Source organism: Planctobacterium sp. AWH2_060 (genome assembly GCF_056158425.1).
This window is the reverse complement of record NZ_JBSWTG010000001.1, coordinates 960256-977900: the sequence shown is the minus strand read 5'-3', so window position 1 is coordinate 977900 and position 17645 is coordinate 960256. Positions and strand designations below refer to the sequence as shown.

The following is a 17645-nucleotide window of genomic DNA, read 5'->3' as shown; positions in this document are numbered from 1 at the left end:
GCAGTCGCGAAATTAAATACTAGAAACAGAATTAGAACGACGCTCTTCTTTAACAAGTGACAGGAAATGGTGGTGTGATGTCTATGGCTGATTCAAAAGTGGAATCTGGTTTAGACATGGATGTATTTACGTATGCAGACATGATAGTTGATTACCTGAATCAGCTTAATATTGATTTTGTATACGGTGTCCCAGGCGGGGCGATTGAACCTTTATTTAACGCTCTGGCAGTTAGCGCCAGGCACGGCGGGGTAGCGCCCGTTGTATCTAGACATGAATCAGGTGCAGCATTTATGGCCGATGGCTATGCTCGTGAAACCGGTCGAATCGGTGTTTGTTGTGCCACAACAGGTCCTGGTGCAACAAACCTTATTACCGGGGTGTCCGGTGCTTATGCTGATAATATCCCAATGTTAGTTATCACGGCTCAGACACCACTGCCTAAATTTGGTAAAAGAGCACTGCAAGACTCTTCTTGTGCTGCCATTGATACTGTCAGCATGTTCAACCATTGTACCAAGTACAGTACCCTGGTGAGTCATCACGAGCAGTTGGAAACTAAACTGGTATCCGCATTGATGACGGCCCGAAATGAACCTGCTGGCCCCGTACACGTCAGTATTCCTTCAGATGTACTCAGAACCGTTGCCCTGAAACAAGCCAATGTAGAGAAAAAGACTCTGCGTAGCCGCTATACCCTGACAGATCAGGGAGCTATGGACCAAATGGTTATTGAGTTGAAGAGCGTAAATAAAGTGGCCCTCTTTATTGGTGACGGTTGTAAAGACGCCTCCGAAGAAATTATGCGCTTTGCGGAAATGATCAATGCGCCATTTGTTACCGGTCCTATGGGTAAACGCTGGGTAGACGAAACCCATCCACTTTACCGCGGCGTATTTGGCTTTGCAGGCCATGAAAGCGCCAAAGAGCTTCTTCAGGAGCACAATAAACTGGATTTAGTTATCGCTATCGGTGCTGCTTTAGGGGAACTGGGGACCCGTGGCTGGGCCAGTGAACTGATGAATGAAAAACTGATCCATGTGGATTCCCGTATTGAACACTTTACCCGTTCCCACATGGCCCGGCTGCATGTTTGTGGACATCTGCCAACAATATTCAGAATTGTTAACGAAAAGCTGAACAGAGCCCAACGCTACTGGAATAAAGAATGGGAAGGCTTACCGCAACCAACAGGTTTAAATATCAATGGTTGCGCCACTTCCTTGTTTGATGAAGATAAATGTCTGAGCGATGACAACCCGATAAAACCACAGCGCTTATTTACCCATTTAAGTCGTGACTTACCTGTTGAAAGCAGAGTATTTGTGGATGCGGGTAATGCCTGGTCCTGGTCGATTCAATACTATCAACGCAAAGAACACGACGGAAAACTACACATCGCCATGGGGCTGGGCGCTATGGCCTGGGCGATTGGCGCGGTAGTCGGTTCTGCAGCTGGCAGTCGCATAGATGGTCCGTTAAAACCGCATGTCTGCATCACTGGTGATGGCAGTTATCTGATGAGTGCTCAGGAAATCACTGTTGCCAAACAGATGAGGTTACCTATCGTGTTTTTAGTGCTTAACGACTCTGTTTTGGGCATGGTAATGCATGGTCAACGCTTAGGAGGCGCAGAGCAGGTTGGTTTCGAATTGGGTGATGTCAATTTTGCTATGATGGCCGAATCGGTTGGGGTAGAGGGTATCGTCATCAACACCGTCGAAGAACTTGAGAGCATTGATTATCCGCGCTTGTTTAGCAAAGATGGTCCAACTCTGATTGATGTCAGAGTAGATAAAAACGAAGTTCCTCCTATGGGAGACAGAGTTAAAGGTATTGCGGTGAATGGCGGTTCAGCCACACCTGGGGGATAGGGTAACAAGGTCTTAATTGAGGGACTTTAAACGGTCCCCGCTAAGATCGACCAACTGCGATTTCTTCCAGGCTGTCTGTAGTTAATGGATTATCTTATATCTATGGCTACAGACCACAAAAAACAGAAATAGCTAAGTCTTTAAACAGGACTTTGGGTTCTTATTCAATCGAAGGTAGCACCCGTTTAGGTTTGCCATGGTACTCAATATCGCTACACCTGAGTGGTAAGAAGCTCAACCGAGGATTATCTGCTGCCTCTGAATAACAAGCATGAACCCCGGAGTGAACCCAACTAGAATACAGTCGTTCTACTTCCATCGGAGAGTATCCATGATCCGCAAGTACAGAAGCACAATATCCTGCGACATTTAAACCTTCTTGATGATGTTCATCGAGATAACTGTGTATCTCTAAACAAACTTGTTCATGTTTTCCTTGCTTTAGTGCTAATTGCTTTCCAGTCCTCATCATCGCCGTAACTCGCTCATCACCTGAGGCAATAGGTCGAGAGTACCCAACTATAACAGGTTTACTGCTAAGCACTTTTGCTCGTTCATTTAGCTCTTTTTCGACAATTTCTGAAATCCCGTATCCTTCATTGAACATTTCTGTGGCTTTGTAAATAAACTCCATGCAAGCCTTCATAGTACCCGCACCATACATACGTGAGTCAGCTGCCAAAATACCACCCGCAATTGCAGAGGGACAACTGGCTCCAACCGTGCCTGTCAATGCTCCTATTTGATTACACCATATCCTTGGGTCTGGCCAACTAAGACATATAAAACTTGCTTCTAGCCAATTTGAGAAACTATCCGAGGGGATTCTTCCAGTCGTATTTAGCACTAACACCTGGAAATAAGATTTCTGTCCGACTAAGTCCCGCATCATGTCATAGCCGTGATTATAAACAGCCTCACCAATGCGCCATCCCCCTTTTGATGAGGTGATCTTTCCAACCTTGTCCAACCAAAAACTATTTGGTGCTTGATTTGATCTCATAATTACTTTCCGGAATAAAAGGCATGTCAGTCAGCGGCTTGTTTGCTTTTTCTATACCGTGAGCTGCTAAGCCGGGACTTTGCATGATCTGAAAAAGTGCGATTCCTAATCGATAGCTTAATTTAAGTTCTAAAAAGAGTGCAGCGGCTAATCCGGTAGATAGCCATGAAATTTCACAACCCTTTTTAGTTAATTCATTTAACAGATTTTCAATAGACTCGACTAGTGGCAGTTCAATCTCTAAATTTTTAAGCAGTGGAACAAATTTTAAGATGTAAGTATCTATTGAACCATAAATTGTACCAAAACCAGGAATAGGGTTCGGTTTTTGAGATAGAAGTTGTTCTTTAAATTCACAATAAATGGCTTCAGGGCTTTTATCGGCATTTGTCTTTAGCCATTTCATAGATTCCCCAACTTCCACGCTACCTAAATATTCTGAAGATAAAACTGAAAGGGAAATAGGGAGAATATGTGTTACGTGGGTCCTACCTATACCGGCATTCATCGCGGCTCGAGTAGCAGGATGCCTAATTCCCGGTGTTATAAAAAGTTTTAATAAAAAATTTAAAATGGCTGTCTGCTTTAATGTTGGGAGTTCTCCTGATAACGTCAGAAATAACATTTGTGGGTAGCTGAGCTTGGCTACTAATTCTTCAAAGTCGTAACCATGCAAGTATTGCTTTTCTGCGATAAACTCATTCTTTTGACTAGGCTCTTCAAAGCAAATTGCAGTTGGTATTTTGCTGGTAAACCGTTCCCCTTTACTGGCTTCTATTTGTTTTTTAACAGTTTTCATAAAATTAAAGTTGATAATTAAGTTTTAACCAGTAGCCTCTTTCTTCCATAGGGAAGTCGCCTGGAATTTGACCATCTGAAGGTTCATAAGCGCTTTCATTCAACAGATTACGTATACTTATGGATATGCTAATGTTATTACTCATGTCGTAAATCACATTTGCATTTGTCCAATTGTAGTCTTCTATATCAGTTCTGGCATCAGAGGGTAATCTTTCTCTGTCTTTAATCCACATTGTATCTAAATGGAAATGAACTCTGTCACTGATGTCCCAGTTGACAGAAAAATCCAGGGACAACCCCGGAGCATCTGGAATATCTTCCTCAGAAATTGCGTCTTCAGCATTTTGCCAGGATACTCCCGCTTTAAAATTGAGCTGTTCATCCAATTTCCAATGCGCTTCAAATTCTGCGCCAAATCCATCTTGTTCAGCTGCATTGTTAGCAAGGCTGGAACCATCTTGTTGAGGTGTATAAATAATCAAATTATCAGCTTGATAACCAAATATATTGAACAATAACTTCCAGTTAAAGTTTGGCCTGTAATCGAATGCCACTTCGAACGTATTAATTGTTTCTGGTTCAAGATTTGGGTTGCCCAAAATTATTGGATTATTAATAGCATACAGTTCCGAGAAGGACGGTGCTCTGAAAGCTCTACCATAAATTGCTTTCGCAGTTAGGTTGTGGTCAGCCTGCCAAACCAATGCAGCCCTGGGATTTACAGTGCTTCCAAAATCTGAATAGTGATCGTATCTGATACCAGCAGTTAACTCCCAATCTTTCGCAATTTTCCATTCATCCTGAATAGACAGATAATATACTTCGCGATCTACATCTGGTGAGAAGACAAATTCTGTTCCAGTGACATCGGTCAAGTTTCCATCTCTTGTATCGGATATGAAATCTTGCGCCAATGGTCCAAAGTTCTTAAATTCTTCCACTTCCATTTCATTTTTTAATGACCCAATTGAAAATCTTAGGTTGTGACTATCGAATCCCTGATAGATCGTGGAAGCCTCAAATGCATAGTTTTCATCATGCAATATTGGTCGGCCGATAATTCCGTCAGTAAAGATGGTGACGTTCGTCAAATTACCGTTTTCGTCAAAATTTGGTAATCCCATACCTTCTGGATAAATTGTAAAAAAGGTATCCTCTTTATAGTTTTGGAATATACCCCAAATATCAATATCCCAGTTTGTATTTAAGGATTCTTTAAATCCAACCTTAGCAGACGTTTTAGTGTTTTTAGCGTTGTCATTTAGCGACAGAGTTTGAGCAGCTCCTGCTCCAGTTTCCCCCTCATTTTTCAAATGCCATAAATGACCATAAAAAGATTGGTAACTAAAGCCAAGCCTCAAATCAAGAGACTCCAATTCGGTTCCTAATGGTCCCGGTGCATTTGAAATGGCTCCTAAGCCAAGCCCATATAATGCATCTTGCTCAACGATCCTGGAATTGTCTCCATCATAATCTTCCCATTGCGCATTTATGGTCAGGGTTAATTGCTCAAATTGATGTTGTTGATTCAACCAAAAGCTTCGATACCCAAATGACCCGGCCTTTGCACCTAACTCGCTATTTATTTCACTATCTAAGCCTTTCGTTATTATGTTGATAACACCAGAGAAGGCATCCGCTCCGTGAACTGCTGAGCCTGGGCCCCGTATTACTTCAATTCTATCTACCAGCTCAATGCCTATGTTAAACAAGTCCCATTTGGTACCACTCCAGTTTTGTGTGGTTCGCTCACCATTAACCATCACTAACACTTGTGAATTCTGACTGGTATGGATTCCACGGATGGAATAAGAAGGGTTCATGCGGTTTAGATTAGAAGGGTATACGTGGATTCCGGTTACTGTTTCTATTGCCTGGTGAATGTTGCTTACACCCATTCTTCTTATTTGATCTGCAGTTATTACATTAGCTACAGACGGGGCCTTACTAATACTTTTCTGCGTACCCGTAGCTATGCTAATAAACTCATCACTACCATAAAAATCACCAAATTGGTCGTCACCAAAATCTTCGTCCAGGTAATCGTCGTTAAAGTCGGTTTCTTGCAGCATTGGGGTTGCAGCAATAGCCATAGACGTTTGTCCATAAATGGCCATTAACACACAGGTGGTGAGTAGTCTTTTTTTCATAATATGTGTCCGCGTCAAAATGCAGATTTTGTTTTTATTATCAGAGCTGGCTCTATTTATTATATCTTTGATTGTATTAGCTATTTAGCTTTTAACAAGTCGTAGCAGTATAAAACTTTCATGAAGTTTTATTTAAGTTGAAACAAGTTGTTTAATGCTTTCACAAATGTGTTGTTAGTTACACGTATGACAGATAAGACCCTGAATGTAATAAAGTTACATTGAATAGAAGCGTTTTAATTAGAGCGATTTGGCAATCTTAAAATTATATTGTATTCCTGAGAGCGGGAGGTCTCCCGGGATGTTAACACTGCCATCATGCTCGCCCGGGCCAATACTGGGTTCAAGTATTTCATCATCTAAAGCATTGTCTATGCTTAAAGACACTCGCCAACCTGCGTAGTTTTGGTAGTTAAGGTTAAAGCCTAAATCTATATAGCCGTCCAGCGCTTTTCTTTGATCAAAATAGGTGCGCTTTCTTTCACCAATAAAAGCGGTATTAACGAACAAACTCCAGTTGGGATTGATTTGCCATAGCAATTCCGCTTTTAATTGATGGTTCGGGTAGTCGCCTACATCATCATTGACCAAATCATCTTTAGCTTTGACATAAGAGTAATTGGCTTTGACTGATATATCTCGGTGTATATCAAATCCAGTTTCTGCCTCAATTCCATAACCCGTTCTTTTACCAACATTTTGTGCCGTTGCGGTTGGTGCAAATTCATCCGGGACAAATGTTATAAAATCTTCAATTTTATAGTGAAATAAATTTATATTGGATGTGTGCCTATCATCGTGTCGGTAGCTATAAGCTAATTCAAATGAGTCAATTGTTTCAGGTTGAATAGAGGGGTTTCCCAGAGACACTGGATTGTTTACTGTCAGTAATTCAGCGAATCCCGGCGCTCTGAAGGCGCGACCGTACAAAAATTTGGTGGTAGATTTAAGACTACCAGACCAGACTAGTGCAACTCTGGGATTTGTAGTAGAACCGAAATCAGAATAATCATCATACCTTATGCCCATCGTCAATTCCCAGTCAGGGGCAAACTTCCAGATATCTTGCACTAAAAGATATCTGTTGTTTCGGTCGTATTCCGGCATAAATACGTCGTCGGTGTCGGAGACATCAACCAGGCCATTCGGATTTGGCGACAGATCTGATAAAAAGTTTTTACTTTCTGTGACTTCATACAAATCCTGAATTATGTAACCAGTGCCGACTGTTAATTGATGATCAGGCCAGCCTGTATAGTCAGCGTTTACCTCAAAGATTGTTGTACTTTCTTTCCATCCAGGGTTGCCAATAATGCCATCTGGAAAAGCGCCGAATAAGGTGCCGGGAGGTAGCAAGTTGATGTTTTTTTCAATATCCTGGGTGGACTGGTAATAATTGAAATGAGAGGTTATTTTCCAATCATTATCCATTCGTATTGTCTCATGGCTAAGATCAATCATGAGTTTATCTCCACCGAATTTACCATGTGGATCTAATGCTTCAGATATACCTTGCCCGGTTCCAACATCACCTCTGTGCTGTAAAGAAACCCCCAGATTAACTCTCTGATACTTTGCTTTGAGGAATAGGTCTAATGCATCAAATCCGAGATTTGTGCTTCCTGGTGCATGGGAGACGGCGGGTAAATTAAAAAGTTGCTCTGCTAAATCGTCAAAAATTGTTTGTGCATCAGTTTCAATAATTTCTTTTGAGCCATTGGAACTCAAATATTCAACGGATATTCCCGCTTGAAAATCACCGCTTGCCATGCCGGTTTTAAACCAACCATTTTTTGAGTTGTAGCTTCCAAAACCGAAACCCACTTCACTTTTTTGTAGATTTTCGGTGGAATGGGTAATGATATTAATAACACCTGCAAAAGCGTCAGCCCCGTATAAAGCTGAACCTGGCCCCCGAATTATTTCAATTCGGGAAATACTATTAACAGGAAACTCTCCCCAAACTACGTGATTATCACCACGTACAACACTTTTAGTCGGGACTCCATCAATCATTACGAGAGTTTGTGGTCCGTAAGTAGATGTAATTCCTCTGAAGTTAAATTTGGGTGACATTGCCTGACTACTGCGACTTATGTTTAGCCCAGGAATCATCTTTAAGGCATCAATAAGATTTCTGGCACCACTTTGTTTAATTTGTTCAGCAGTGATAACTGATGCAACAGCAGGGGCTTTATTTATGTTCTGCTGTGTACCTGTCGCAATACTGATAAATTCATCACTGCCGTAGAAGTCACCAAACTGGTCATGACCAAATTCATCTTCAAGGTATTCGTCATTTATCTCTTCTTTTGAGGTACTGTCGGCTTCGTGAGCTGCTAAGCTTGATTTACCCAACAGAGCTAGTAGAACCCAAATTGCAATTTGTTTTTTTAGCATGCGATATCTTAACAAAGTCATCGAACCGGCTTTCCGGTGCCTAATCGAAGCAAATTTAATTAATTGGAAGTTTAACGGTGAAACAGCTTCCTTCACCCTCGATACTTTCAACCTTTATTTGAGCTCCCATAAGTTCACAGAACTGTTTTGAAATGGCCAGACCTAACCCGGTGCCGCCAAACCTGCGCGTTTCACCACTGTCTACTTGTTGAAATTGCTCGAATATCTTAGCCAGTTGATCGGCGGGAATACCAATACCTGTATCAATGACATTGAATATCAGATGTCCGGACTGGCTTTCTACCCGCAAGGTTACTGTGCCGTTATTAGTGAACTTACTGGCGTTGGAAACAAGGTTGATTAATACCTGCAATACCTTTTCGCTATCTATGCGCAGAATGGGGTTGTCTGCGTGGTTGTCTAACAGGAACTTATTATTATTACGGGGAAACAGCGGGGCGGTGGCTTCAGATAAGTTTTGTAGCAGATCTTTTAAGTAAGTGCTGGACAGGTTTAATTCCATTCGGCCAGCTTCAATTTTGGATAAATCCAGCAGGCAGTTGATCATACCTAGCAAACGGTCTGCATTACGGGTGACTTTATCCAGGTCAGAGGCCATATCAAAGTGACCTTCATTCTCGGCTTCTTCTTTGGCTAAATCTACATACCCAATTATCGACTGTATCGGGGTTCTGAGTTCGTGAGTCATATTGGCTAAGAACTCGGATTTGTGACGACTGCTGGTGAGTGCAGCATCACGGGCAACCGTTAATTCTGCTGTGCGAATTTTAACTTCAGCTTCCAGTTGATCTCGCTGATTTCTCAGGCGCTCATCCTGCTCATCCAGCGTGAGCATCATGGCGTTAAAGGAGTTTGCCATTTGCTCGATTTCTTTTGCACCATGAACTTTGGCCAACCTGTGTTCACCGGTTTCATGGTTGTGCGACATAACCTCCGATAATGCTTGAAGAGGAGTTAATTGCCTTTGGATGGCTCCGCCAACAATTAAAATCAAACCAATAACCGCAATGCCGCCCGTGATGGCGATTGTTAAAATAATGTCCCGGTTGATTTGAGTCAGCGTTTCTTTGCTAAAAGACAATATCGCATAACCCAATTTTTCTTCAGTGGATTCAAACAGTTCGGTTTCGCTATCGCCTTCGTTGTCGGCCAAAATAACCGCTGAGGCAACATACCAATTATCATCGTCTTCTTCTAAAATGAGATAGTTACGGGTTTCTCGCCAGTTGATTTTACTGAAGTAACTCTCGCCTCTGGCATCGCCATGCCAGCCAAAAATTTCACCTTCCAGGGTTACCAGGCCTGCACCAGCCACATCAGGAAATGACATTACCTGATCCAATGCGGTGTCTGCGTTTTCCTCAGACTCTGTTAATAGCGCCAGTACCGATTGTTGTGCCAGTGCTCTGGCAACCTGTTGTGCGTTATTAACGGTAAGTTTACTGGTTTCTTTGCCCGCTAACCAACTGATGGTCAAACTAAACAGCACTAATAGTATGAATACACCCGCAACTATGTAGGCCAGAAGTTGCCGTCTGATGCTCAGTGAATCTTTGCGGTTGCCCACTGCGCTTCTTAACTTTCTGGTTTCTTGCAGCTCGTTCATAGTGATTTACTGCGGGAAAGTTAGATGAAATTGTTCTTTTTGCTGAGATTTGTAGTCAAACCCCAGGTGGGCTGCAGTTCTCAGGTTAACTGCCAGCTTCATATCTTGTAGTGGTATCACTCCTGCATCGTTTTGCGATTGATATATGTCTGTTACCATTTTTACCAGTTGTTTGCCCAGCGCCTGGTTATCTGGGAAGACCGAAAATAATGCCCCTCTTTTCGCATGGGCGGGCTTACTAGAAAATAACACCAGGTTTTGTTCCCAGGATTTCTCTAATAAATTGGGCAGGATAACCTGTTCATGGGCGGTGATTTTATCAACCGGTAACCAAACAGCATCGGTTTGTGGATTTATTTGGTTCAGTAATTGGTCATAGGTGGAAATGGCATCTTTAATATTTTTGACTTCGATGTGGTTAAAAGTTAGACCTTTTGCCTGTGCCTGTTCTGCCGCTATAGATATCAACCAACGGCTTCCGGGGGAGTACACAACATTTATGGTTTTAATGTTTGGCGCCAGACTCTTCAGAGAGTCAAAAATAACTCCTGGGTCAGCCAGTAAGGAAATGCCAGATATACCGTTTGGTCTTATGGGAAGTGCGCCAATTGCAACCGGGCGGTCTTTGTATATGTACTTTGCAATTCTGTAACCTCGTTTCCCTAAGGCTATCAACATTTCTGGTTGGTTTTCATTAACCCATGCTAGAGACTCATCTGGAGATTCGGAGTTGCGAATCGCTTTTATCATAAGATTGTTTGGGTGGGCGGCCTGGATTCCGGCGATTATTTCTTCAAATACCAAATTGGCTGGCGAGGGCACCTCTGGATAAACCACCGCCAAGGATTCCCTCGCCGCTAACGGAGAAGAGGTTACCCAACACAGAAATAATGAATAAATAATTTTACGGCCTAAGACCACGGTACTGAATTTCCTTCACCTGATCAGGTTGATACTAGCAACCAATCCCTGGATTGTAACGAAATTTATTTCACTGAAAAGTAAGAATTTTTATTTCGCCTGACTAAAACTACTTAACAATTTAATGGCTTGTCCCAATAAAGGAATATTGAGCTCAACATTGTTTTGAGCTGTACCATCAAAGCTATACAATTGGTAATTACCATTTGGGTCAACTTCAGTTCTCAGCTCGTTATGCAAAATGATTATTTTATTTTGCTGATTACTGACTACCCAATTTCTGGCACCTGAGAGCAGATTTTGCCCTGTAGTGTGCAAACTGTCCTCTATTTCGCATCCCATATAATTAATCATTGTCGCGGCAATATCCTGGTGAGAGGTTAACTCATTGGTTACTGCTACCGGGAGGTTAGTATAAGCGGGAATACGGTTGTCGGGGCTTAAATAGGTAATAAAAAAGGAAATAGAGTTATCAATTTGGGCCATCCAGGCCGCAGCTTGTTCGGCGTTTAAATGCAATATTGAAAGCCCGTTGTTGGATATCGGCGGCAATGCATCTTGCCCTGGTAAGCTTGCCATCGCCTTGGTGTTTTGACTCTGGAAAAAAGCAGCAACCCTTGGGTCTTCAGTATAAGAATGGATTTGTTGGCCTGATGCAGCAATTGCCTGAAACAGAATTGGCGACTTAGAAGCGACACTTGCGTGAAAAACCTCCGGCAGACCGTATAGGGCTGTTTTAATACCGGCTAATCTGGAGCTGGATAAGTCAAAATGCTGGGGTAGCTCTTTAATGGTATTAGAAGTTACTGGTTGAATTGAGCTGTTTTCAGAATCGTCATCCACCAATACCAATACCGCTTTTTTATTGGGGTTTGTAGCACAAAACAGTGAGCTTTTGGGATAGCTGATCCGTTCAAATTGGTTATTAAATTGCAGAGTCTTCTTGGTGCGGTATTGCTCTATATCCAGCAATCCATATTTAGATAACAGTGTTTTCGCTGTAGCGGGGTAAGACAGCGGAAACATATTGTCCTGTTTTACCACAGGTTGATACAAGCTGGCATCAGCCCATACGTGGACTATGTGGCTGAACATAAACAGGGTTACAAAACCCAAACTAATGGGCAGGCCAATCTTTAGCTTTTGCAGGCGTTCAATTCGTTGCCATAAAGAGTTGGCCACCAGAAGCTGAAACAGCAACCAGGCGAAAAATGAAACCAGTAAAAAAATAATTTGATGGAATTTGAGTCCGCCTAGCACTGTATCTGTTTGCTGCCGGATAAATTCGGCAGAGTAGGGACTAAAGTGCATACCGTGACGGGTATAAAGCAAGGCATCAAAAGCCAAAAACGCCAGCCCAAATGCGGCTACCACTGAGCCCCAGGCTCTTAAAAAGCGGCTATTGGGTAGCAGATAACACAAGGGCAGCATAAAAATCACGAAACCAAAAAAGGTCAAAAAGCCGATATGGCTAAACCAATTGGCTATCAGATATAGCAACCCTAATGGCGTTTCTGGCAAGGCACTGCTGAACAGATAAATGCCGGCAATACAAATAGCAACAATGATGTTGCAGAGGGTAAACCAATGCCCCCAGGTAACCAGTTTGCTGACTAATTGCCGTTTAGGCGTTTCCGTAAGGATCATGAACTTATAATTTCGTTATCGTTGTTGTTCTTTTACTTTTTTACGCTACTTAATAATACCTGGCAAAACTTTTCTGCCATTTCGGTTCTTATCTCTTGTTTTACCTGAGTTTCCAGAACATGTGTCAGGCTGTTGCCGAGTACCATCATGGCTAGATCAGGTGACGGTTTGTGTTTTTCAAGAGCGACCAAAATGTCGTTAAATAGCGCCTCAAATTGCTCATTTGAGTATTTAGATTGTTGTGGCATGTATACATCCGGAATATAGCTTGTGTAAAATGGTAACGCATTTTTATCAGAACCTGAACTCTGATTCGCGTTATAGGCGGCACATAGCCAGAATAATTGCGGCAGTTTGGTCCCGTTTATCAGAATATACAGGGATTATTTAAAGAGCACATGTTGTGATATCACCTGTTCTCTTAGTTCTGAGTTTAGTATTTTAAATTCGAATCATTTCCTAGGAATTTCATGTCAGCAATAATTAATCACTTTGTCGTACACCAACTCATTAATGATGGCGAAAAGCTTACCGTGCGGGCGCGGGATGACCTTTTTGATGTAGGCGCTGATATTGAGTTATTTGTTCAACAACTGAGCCAAAGCTACAATAACAAGCCAGTAAAAGGGATTGGCGGCTTTGTAGAGCCGGAAGATGAAGAAGAGCAGGGCTTTAGAGACTTACTGGGAGGCTTAATATCTGGTGATATCGGGTTTCTTCCTTTTTCGGTTCAGATTTGTGACAAATTAGTCAAAGCCATGGTGGAGACCGGAACACCAGAGGCCGGCTTTATTGTGGTTACCCAATACCAGTATCTGGCTACAGACTATTTAATGGTGGCGTTGTTAGATACCAAAGAACACGTAGAGATTAATCCTCAATTAAATCTTACCGTATCTAACCATCTGGACCTGGCAAAGATGCAATTGGCCGCCAGAATAGATTTGTCTCAATATCAAACAACACCTGAACTAAACCGCTACGTCAGTTTTATTAAGGGCCGTGCAGGCCGCAAGATCTCTGATTTCTTTTTGATGTTTTTAGGTTGCGCAGAAGAAGTGGATATCAAGCAGCAAAACAAATTGTTGCTGGAAAAAGTAGAACAGTTCATGGATGTAGAGCAATTTGCGCCAGAAGAAAAACAGCAAAAACGCGAAGAGTTGGCTACTTACTACAAAACGCAAATCGAATCCGGTGAAGATATTGTGGTAGAAGATGTAGCAAAAACCTTGTCAATGGCCGATCAGACTCAGGATTTCCACGCGTTTTCCCAACAATCAGAAGAAAATCTGGAAAGTACCTTCCAGGGTGATAAGACCTCCATCAAAACCTTGAGCAAGTTTACTGGTGCAGGTGGTGGTGTGAGCCTGAGTTTTGAGCGAAAATTACTCGGTGAAAGAGTGGTCTATCAACCAGAATCTGACACGTTAATTATTAAGGGCGTTCCGCCAAATCTTAAAGATCAGTTAAACAAGTGGAAGGACTAGTAAACAATTTAACCAAGGTTTAAGGCTCTGGATTTAAAAAGTGTTAAACTAAACCCTGAAATCTCAAATATCTAAGGTAATAAAACGAGAATGCATTTATTTGTAAACGATCTGACTGTGATGGACTTTTCCTATTTGTGCCCTAAACGCGGCATGGTAGGCGAGAGTTGGATCGTCGATGTGGTGCTTAATGGCGCATTAAATGAAGAAAGCATGGTGCTTGATTTCGGTAAAGTTAAAAAAGAACTAAAGTATCTGATTGACGAATATGTTGATCACAAACTGTTAGTGCCTGCTGAACATGCCTACGTGAAGTTGGGTAATGATCATAACAACGATAATGTTATCGTTAATTTTGCTCGCCCGGGTAAAAACATCACTTTAAGTTGCCCACCGGAAGCTTATGCTTTTATCTACGCTGACGAAGTGACTATGGAATCAGTGAGTCAGTATCTGAAAGAAATCATTGCTACCCACTTACCCGAAAATGTTGACGATATAACTTTGTCGTTGCGCACCGAAGTTATAGACGGCGCCTATTATCACTATACCCACGGACTCAAAAAACACGATGGCAATTGTCAGCGAATTGCACACGGGCACCGTTCTAAGATACTGGTTAAGCTGGATGACAAGTTTGATGAAAAATGGCAACGATACTGGGCCAATCGCTGGAGTGATATTTACATTGGCACTACTGAAGATATTGTCACCCCAGCTCAGTTGTCAGCCGGCCTACAAAAATTTGCAGGTGAGGGCGAGTTTTACTGTTTCGCCTACGAATCATCGCAAGGTGAGTTTGAATTGATTATCCCTAAATCAGAAACCGAACTTGTAGATACAGATTCTACTGTGGAGTGTCTCGCCCAGTACCTGGCTAATGAGCAAGCTGGATTAACGCCGGAAACCAAAGTTGAAGTCGTGGCTTTTGAGGGCGTAGGCAAAGGAGCTATAGCCTATGCGTAACCGCTTCGTCCTTGTTCTGTTGTTATGTTGTAGCGTGATGAGTTTGCAGGCTCTGGAGTTACGCGGTGAATTACAACAAGGCAGCCTATTGCGTGGCAAGCTTCCACCGGGAAGTCAAATTTGGCTTGATGAGCGGCAAATTACTGTGGCGCCCAGCGGGGATTTTGCGCTGGGTTTTTCGCGCGATGATAAATTAAACTGGCAACTAAAATGGCGCTTACCAGATGGTAGTGAACACACCAAGTCTTTGATTATTGATAAGCGCATCTACCGGGAACAGCACATAGACGGATTACCACCCAAAATGGTGACTCCGCCGGAATCGACACTGGCGCGGATCAGAAAGGACGCTCAGATGGTTCGAAAAGCCAGAGATCGGGTTGAACTGGATACGGCTTTTGCGCAAGATTTTGTTTGGCCAGCAACAGGGCCAATTTCCGGTGTTTATGGTAGCCGCAGAATTTTAAATGGTGAGCCAAAACGCCCTCATTATGGTGTGGATGTCGCAGGCCCTGTCGGACAACCGGTTTATGCACCTGCTGATGGTTTGGTAACTCTATTTGTTCCAGATATGTACTATTCTGGTGGTACTTTGATTATTGACCATGGATATGGTGTATCTTCGACATTTTTACATTTGCACAAAGGCCATGTAAAAGTCGGGCAACGGGTTAAACAAGGGGAGCTGATTGCCGAGATAGGTGATACCGGCCGGGTTACAGGGCCACATTTAGATTGGCGCATGAACTGGTACGAAAAGCGTGTTGATCCGCAACTTCTCGTACCAGAAATGGAGGATTAATCTGGTTTACTAAACCAGCTTACAACTCTTTCCTTGTCTTCAATCGTTAGGTAAATGCTGTCTTTTGTGGCAGCAGTAACGGTAAATACCACCTGCAACATCCTGCCGCGTCTGAACAGCGTTAACTCCACTTCGCTATCAAGCGGAAATTTGGCCAACTCGGCTTCCAGGGTTTTGCCTTTTAAATCCCATTGATTTAAGGCAACAATTCGATCTCCTTTTTGCAACCCTGCCAATTGCGCTGCACGGCCATTACTGACTTGTTGCACCGTTATGCCAGATGTATCACTACTGTAATGCATACCTAAATCAATGGTTGCTGCAGTGTCACTGCCTTTATTACCGCCAATGTCCTTGAGTCCCGAACGAGCTCGGAAGTGGGTTTTTACCCCAAAACTCGCTAATAGCTCCTGCCAGGGGAGTTCTTCGGTGCTATACAGAGCGGCATCTAAAAACTCATCCAGGTTAATATTTAGCTTCTCTTTGAGTAGTTGCTGGATAACATTGTCGTCTGTGCCAGATAAATCTTTGCCATAGTCCAACCAAAGAGACTGCATAACATTATCCAGACTAACCTTGTTCTGACTTTGTTGTTTAATGAGCAAATCCAGACAGAGCGCGATTACCGCACCTTTGATGTAATAGGACACTATGCCATTGATGGCATTTTCATCCTGCTTGTAGAACTTGGTCCAGGCTTCAAAACTGGATTGAGTTACCGTCTGAACTTTGCGACCTTCAGTGCGATACAAACGGGTAAGCGTTTGTCCCAGTAACTCAAGGTAACTCTCTTCATTGATAATTCCAGAGCGCAACAAACTAAAATCATCGTAATAGGAGGTGAACCCCTCATATATCCACAGCTGCTCGGAGTAACATTCTTTAGATAGGTCTGGCTTTAAATAAACCTTGGGCTTGATACGTTTAACGTGCCAGGTATGAAACAATTCGTGACTACATAGGCCCAGGAAAGACCGGTAACCATCAGTCATACTGCCTTGTTCTGCCAGTGTAGGTAAATCATTTCGACTGAACAATAGTGCTGTAGAGTGAGTGTGCTCCAGTCCGCCGAAATCTGACTCTGAAAGCAAAGTCTGAAACAGGTAGTGCTTGATCTCAATGTCGTTACCAAACAATTGCAGGTGATGCTGACAAATCTTTTCCAGATCGCTTTTTATGCGAGCCAGATCGGCATTGTGGCCACCAGCCAGTACCATCTGAAAATCTATGCCTGCAACTTTAAATTGAATCAGATCGCCATCAGCCAATAACACCGGATGTTCAATCAGGTCGGCATAATTATCCACCAGGTAAAGACCGTTGCCATTGCTATCAACATCAGCTTTTTGCATTGCCGTGTAAACCTGCCAATCTTTGGGCTGATTACAGTTGCTAATTACCACTGAAGCGGGCTTATCGTGCAGTTCTTCTATTTTCAGGAATACACTGGTGCCATTGGCAAAACCATATTCTGAGTCCAAAAATGCGGCTCTTATCGATAAATCAAAAGCGTAAACCTGATAACAGATCTTAGTTGAGTTTTGACACTGCTCAATGCGCCATGTTTGCTTATCTAATTGAGTAACGGGCAATGGACTCTCGTTTTCATTGCTAGCACTCATGGCTAACAAGTTTTTGGCAAAATCCCGCACCATGTAACTGCCGGGGATCCAGCAAGGTAGAGTCAGGGTGAGTTCGTTGAGTTCTGAGGTGTCAACCTGGATCTCAACATAAAAAGTGTGTTTGGAAATAGCGTCTATACTAAGCTGATAATGTAATTTTGAGTTCGTTGCTTTCATAGTTTCCTGAAAAATAGGGATAAATCGGATAAGATGCATTGAGGTAACAAAATTAAAATATACCGATTTAGCAGTTCAGAATCCAATTTGATATTGAAGTATTCTGGTATTTACCAGATAGTTTTCGCTTAGGTGCAAGGGACATTTGCCGATAAGCATTGCGACAAT

The 17645-nt window shown here is 42.6% G+C and carries 13 protein-coding genes; 4 read left to right on the top strand and 9 right to left on the bottom strand.

The window, feature by feature from the left end; all coding sequences use genetic code 11:
- Nucleotides 1-83 precede the first annotated feature (83 nt).
- Nucleotides 84-1874, top strand: coding sequence for a thiamine pyrophosphate-binding protein (locus tag ACXAD8_RS04295; RefSeq protein WP_475225322.1), 1791 nt, complete (start codon nt 84-86; stop codon nt 1872-1874).
- Between the two features lie 160 nt (nt 1875-2034).
- On the opposite strand, the gene ACXAD8_RS04290 is transcribed toward ACXAD8_RS04295, so the two are convergent.
- From ACXAD8_RS04290 to ACXAD8_RS04255, 8 genes are all read right to left on the bottom strand, one after another.
- On the bottom strand, nt 2035-2877 hold the full coding sequence (locus ACXAD8_RS04290; RefSeq protein WP_475225320.1) for a citrate synthase family protein: 843 nt from the start codon (nt 2875-2877) through the stop codon (nt 2035-2037).
- Nucleotides 2852-3676 carry a citrate synthase family protein gene (locus ACXAD8_RS04285; RefSeq protein ID WP_475225318.1) on the bottom strand — a complete coding sequence of 275 codons (825 nt, stop codon included), beginning with the start codon at nt 3674-3676 and terminating at the stop codon, nt 2852-2854. Before ACXAD8_RS04285 ends, ACXAD8_RS04290 begins: the two co-directional genes overlap by 26 nt.
- Nucleotides 3677-3680: 4 nt before the next feature.
- Nucleotides 3681-5828 (bottom strand): TonB-dependent receptor plug domain-containing protein, encoded by a 2148-nt coding sequence (locus ACXAD8_RS04280; RefSeq protein WP_475225316.1) that lies wholly within the window; start codon nt 5826-5828, stop codon nt 3681-3683.
- Nucleotides 5829-6068: 240 nt separating this feature from the next.
- Nucleotides 6069-8228, bottom strand: coding sequence for a TonB-dependent receptor plug domain-containing protein (locus ACXAD8_RS04275; protein WP_475225314.1), 2160 nt, complete (start codon nt 8226-8228; stop codon nt 6069-6071).
- A gap of 55 nt (nt 8229-8283) precedes the next feature.
- The gene (locus ACXAD8_RS04270) at nt 8284-9855 is read right to left on the bottom strand and encodes a sensor histidine kinase (protein WP_475225312.1); all 1572 of its coding nucleotides are present in this window, start codon (nt 9853-9855) and stop codon (nt 8284-8286) included.
- 6 nt (nt 9856-9861) lie between these two features.
- The gene (locus ACXAD8_RS04265) at nt 9862-10692 is read right to left on the bottom strand and encodes an ABC transporter substrate binding protein (RefSeq protein ID WP_475232872.1); all 831 of its coding nucleotides are present in this window, start codon (nt 10690-10692) and stop codon (nt 9862-9864) included.
- A gap of 174 nt (nt 10693-10866) precedes the next feature.
- Complete coding sequence (locus ACXAD8_RS04260; protein WP_475225310.1) at nt 10867-12423, bottom strand: DUF3413 domain-containing protein; 1557 nt, start codon at nt 12421-12423, stop codon at nt 10867-10869.
- 32 nt (nt 12424-12455) lie between these two features.
- Nucleotides 12456-12671, bottom strand: a complete 216-nt coding sequence (locus tag ACXAD8_RS04255) for a YejL family protein (RefSeq protein ID WP_475225307.1) — start codon at nt 12669-12671, stop codon at nt 12456-12458.
- Between the two features lie 222 nt (nt 12672-12893).
- On the opposite strand from ACXAD8_RS04255, the gene yejK reads away from it, so the two are divergent.
- The 3 genes from yejK to ACXAD8_RS04240 all read left to right on the top strand — a co-directional run bounded on the left by yejK (nt 12894) and on the right by ACXAD8_RS04240 (nt 15678).
- Nucleotides 12894-13910: a nucleoid-associated protein YejK gene (gene yejK / locus ACXAD8_RS04250; RefSeq protein ID WP_475225305.1), complete on the top strand. Its 1017-nt coding sequence runs from the start codon at nt 12894-12896 to the stop codon at nt 13908-13910.
- A 90-nt stretch (nt 13911-14000) separates the two neighbouring features.
- Nucleotides 14001-14876 (top strand): 6-carboxytetrahydropterin synthase, encoded by an 876-nt coding sequence (locus ACXAD8_RS04245; protein ID WP_475225303.1) that lies wholly within the window; start codon nt 14001-14003, stop codon nt 14874-14876.
- Nucleotides 14869-15678, top strand: a complete 810-nt coding sequence (locus tag ACXAD8_RS04240; protein ID WP_475225300.1) for a M23 family metallopeptidase — start codon at nt 14869-14871, stop codon at nt 15676-15678. The genes ACXAD8_RS04245 and ACXAD8_RS04240 overlap by 8 nt, the downstream gene beginning before the upstream one ends.
- Here ACXAD8_RS04240 and ACXAD8_RS04235 read toward each other — a convergent pair.
- On the bottom strand, nt 15675-17477 hold the full coding sequence (locus tag ACXAD8_RS04235) for a M61 family metallopeptidase (RefSeq protein ID WP_475225297.1): 1803 nt from the start codon (nt 17475-17477) through the stop codon (nt 15675-15677). The genes ACXAD8_RS04240 and ACXAD8_RS04235 overlap by 4 nt on opposite strands.
- Between the last annotated feature and the right edge of the window lie 168 nt (nt 17478-17645).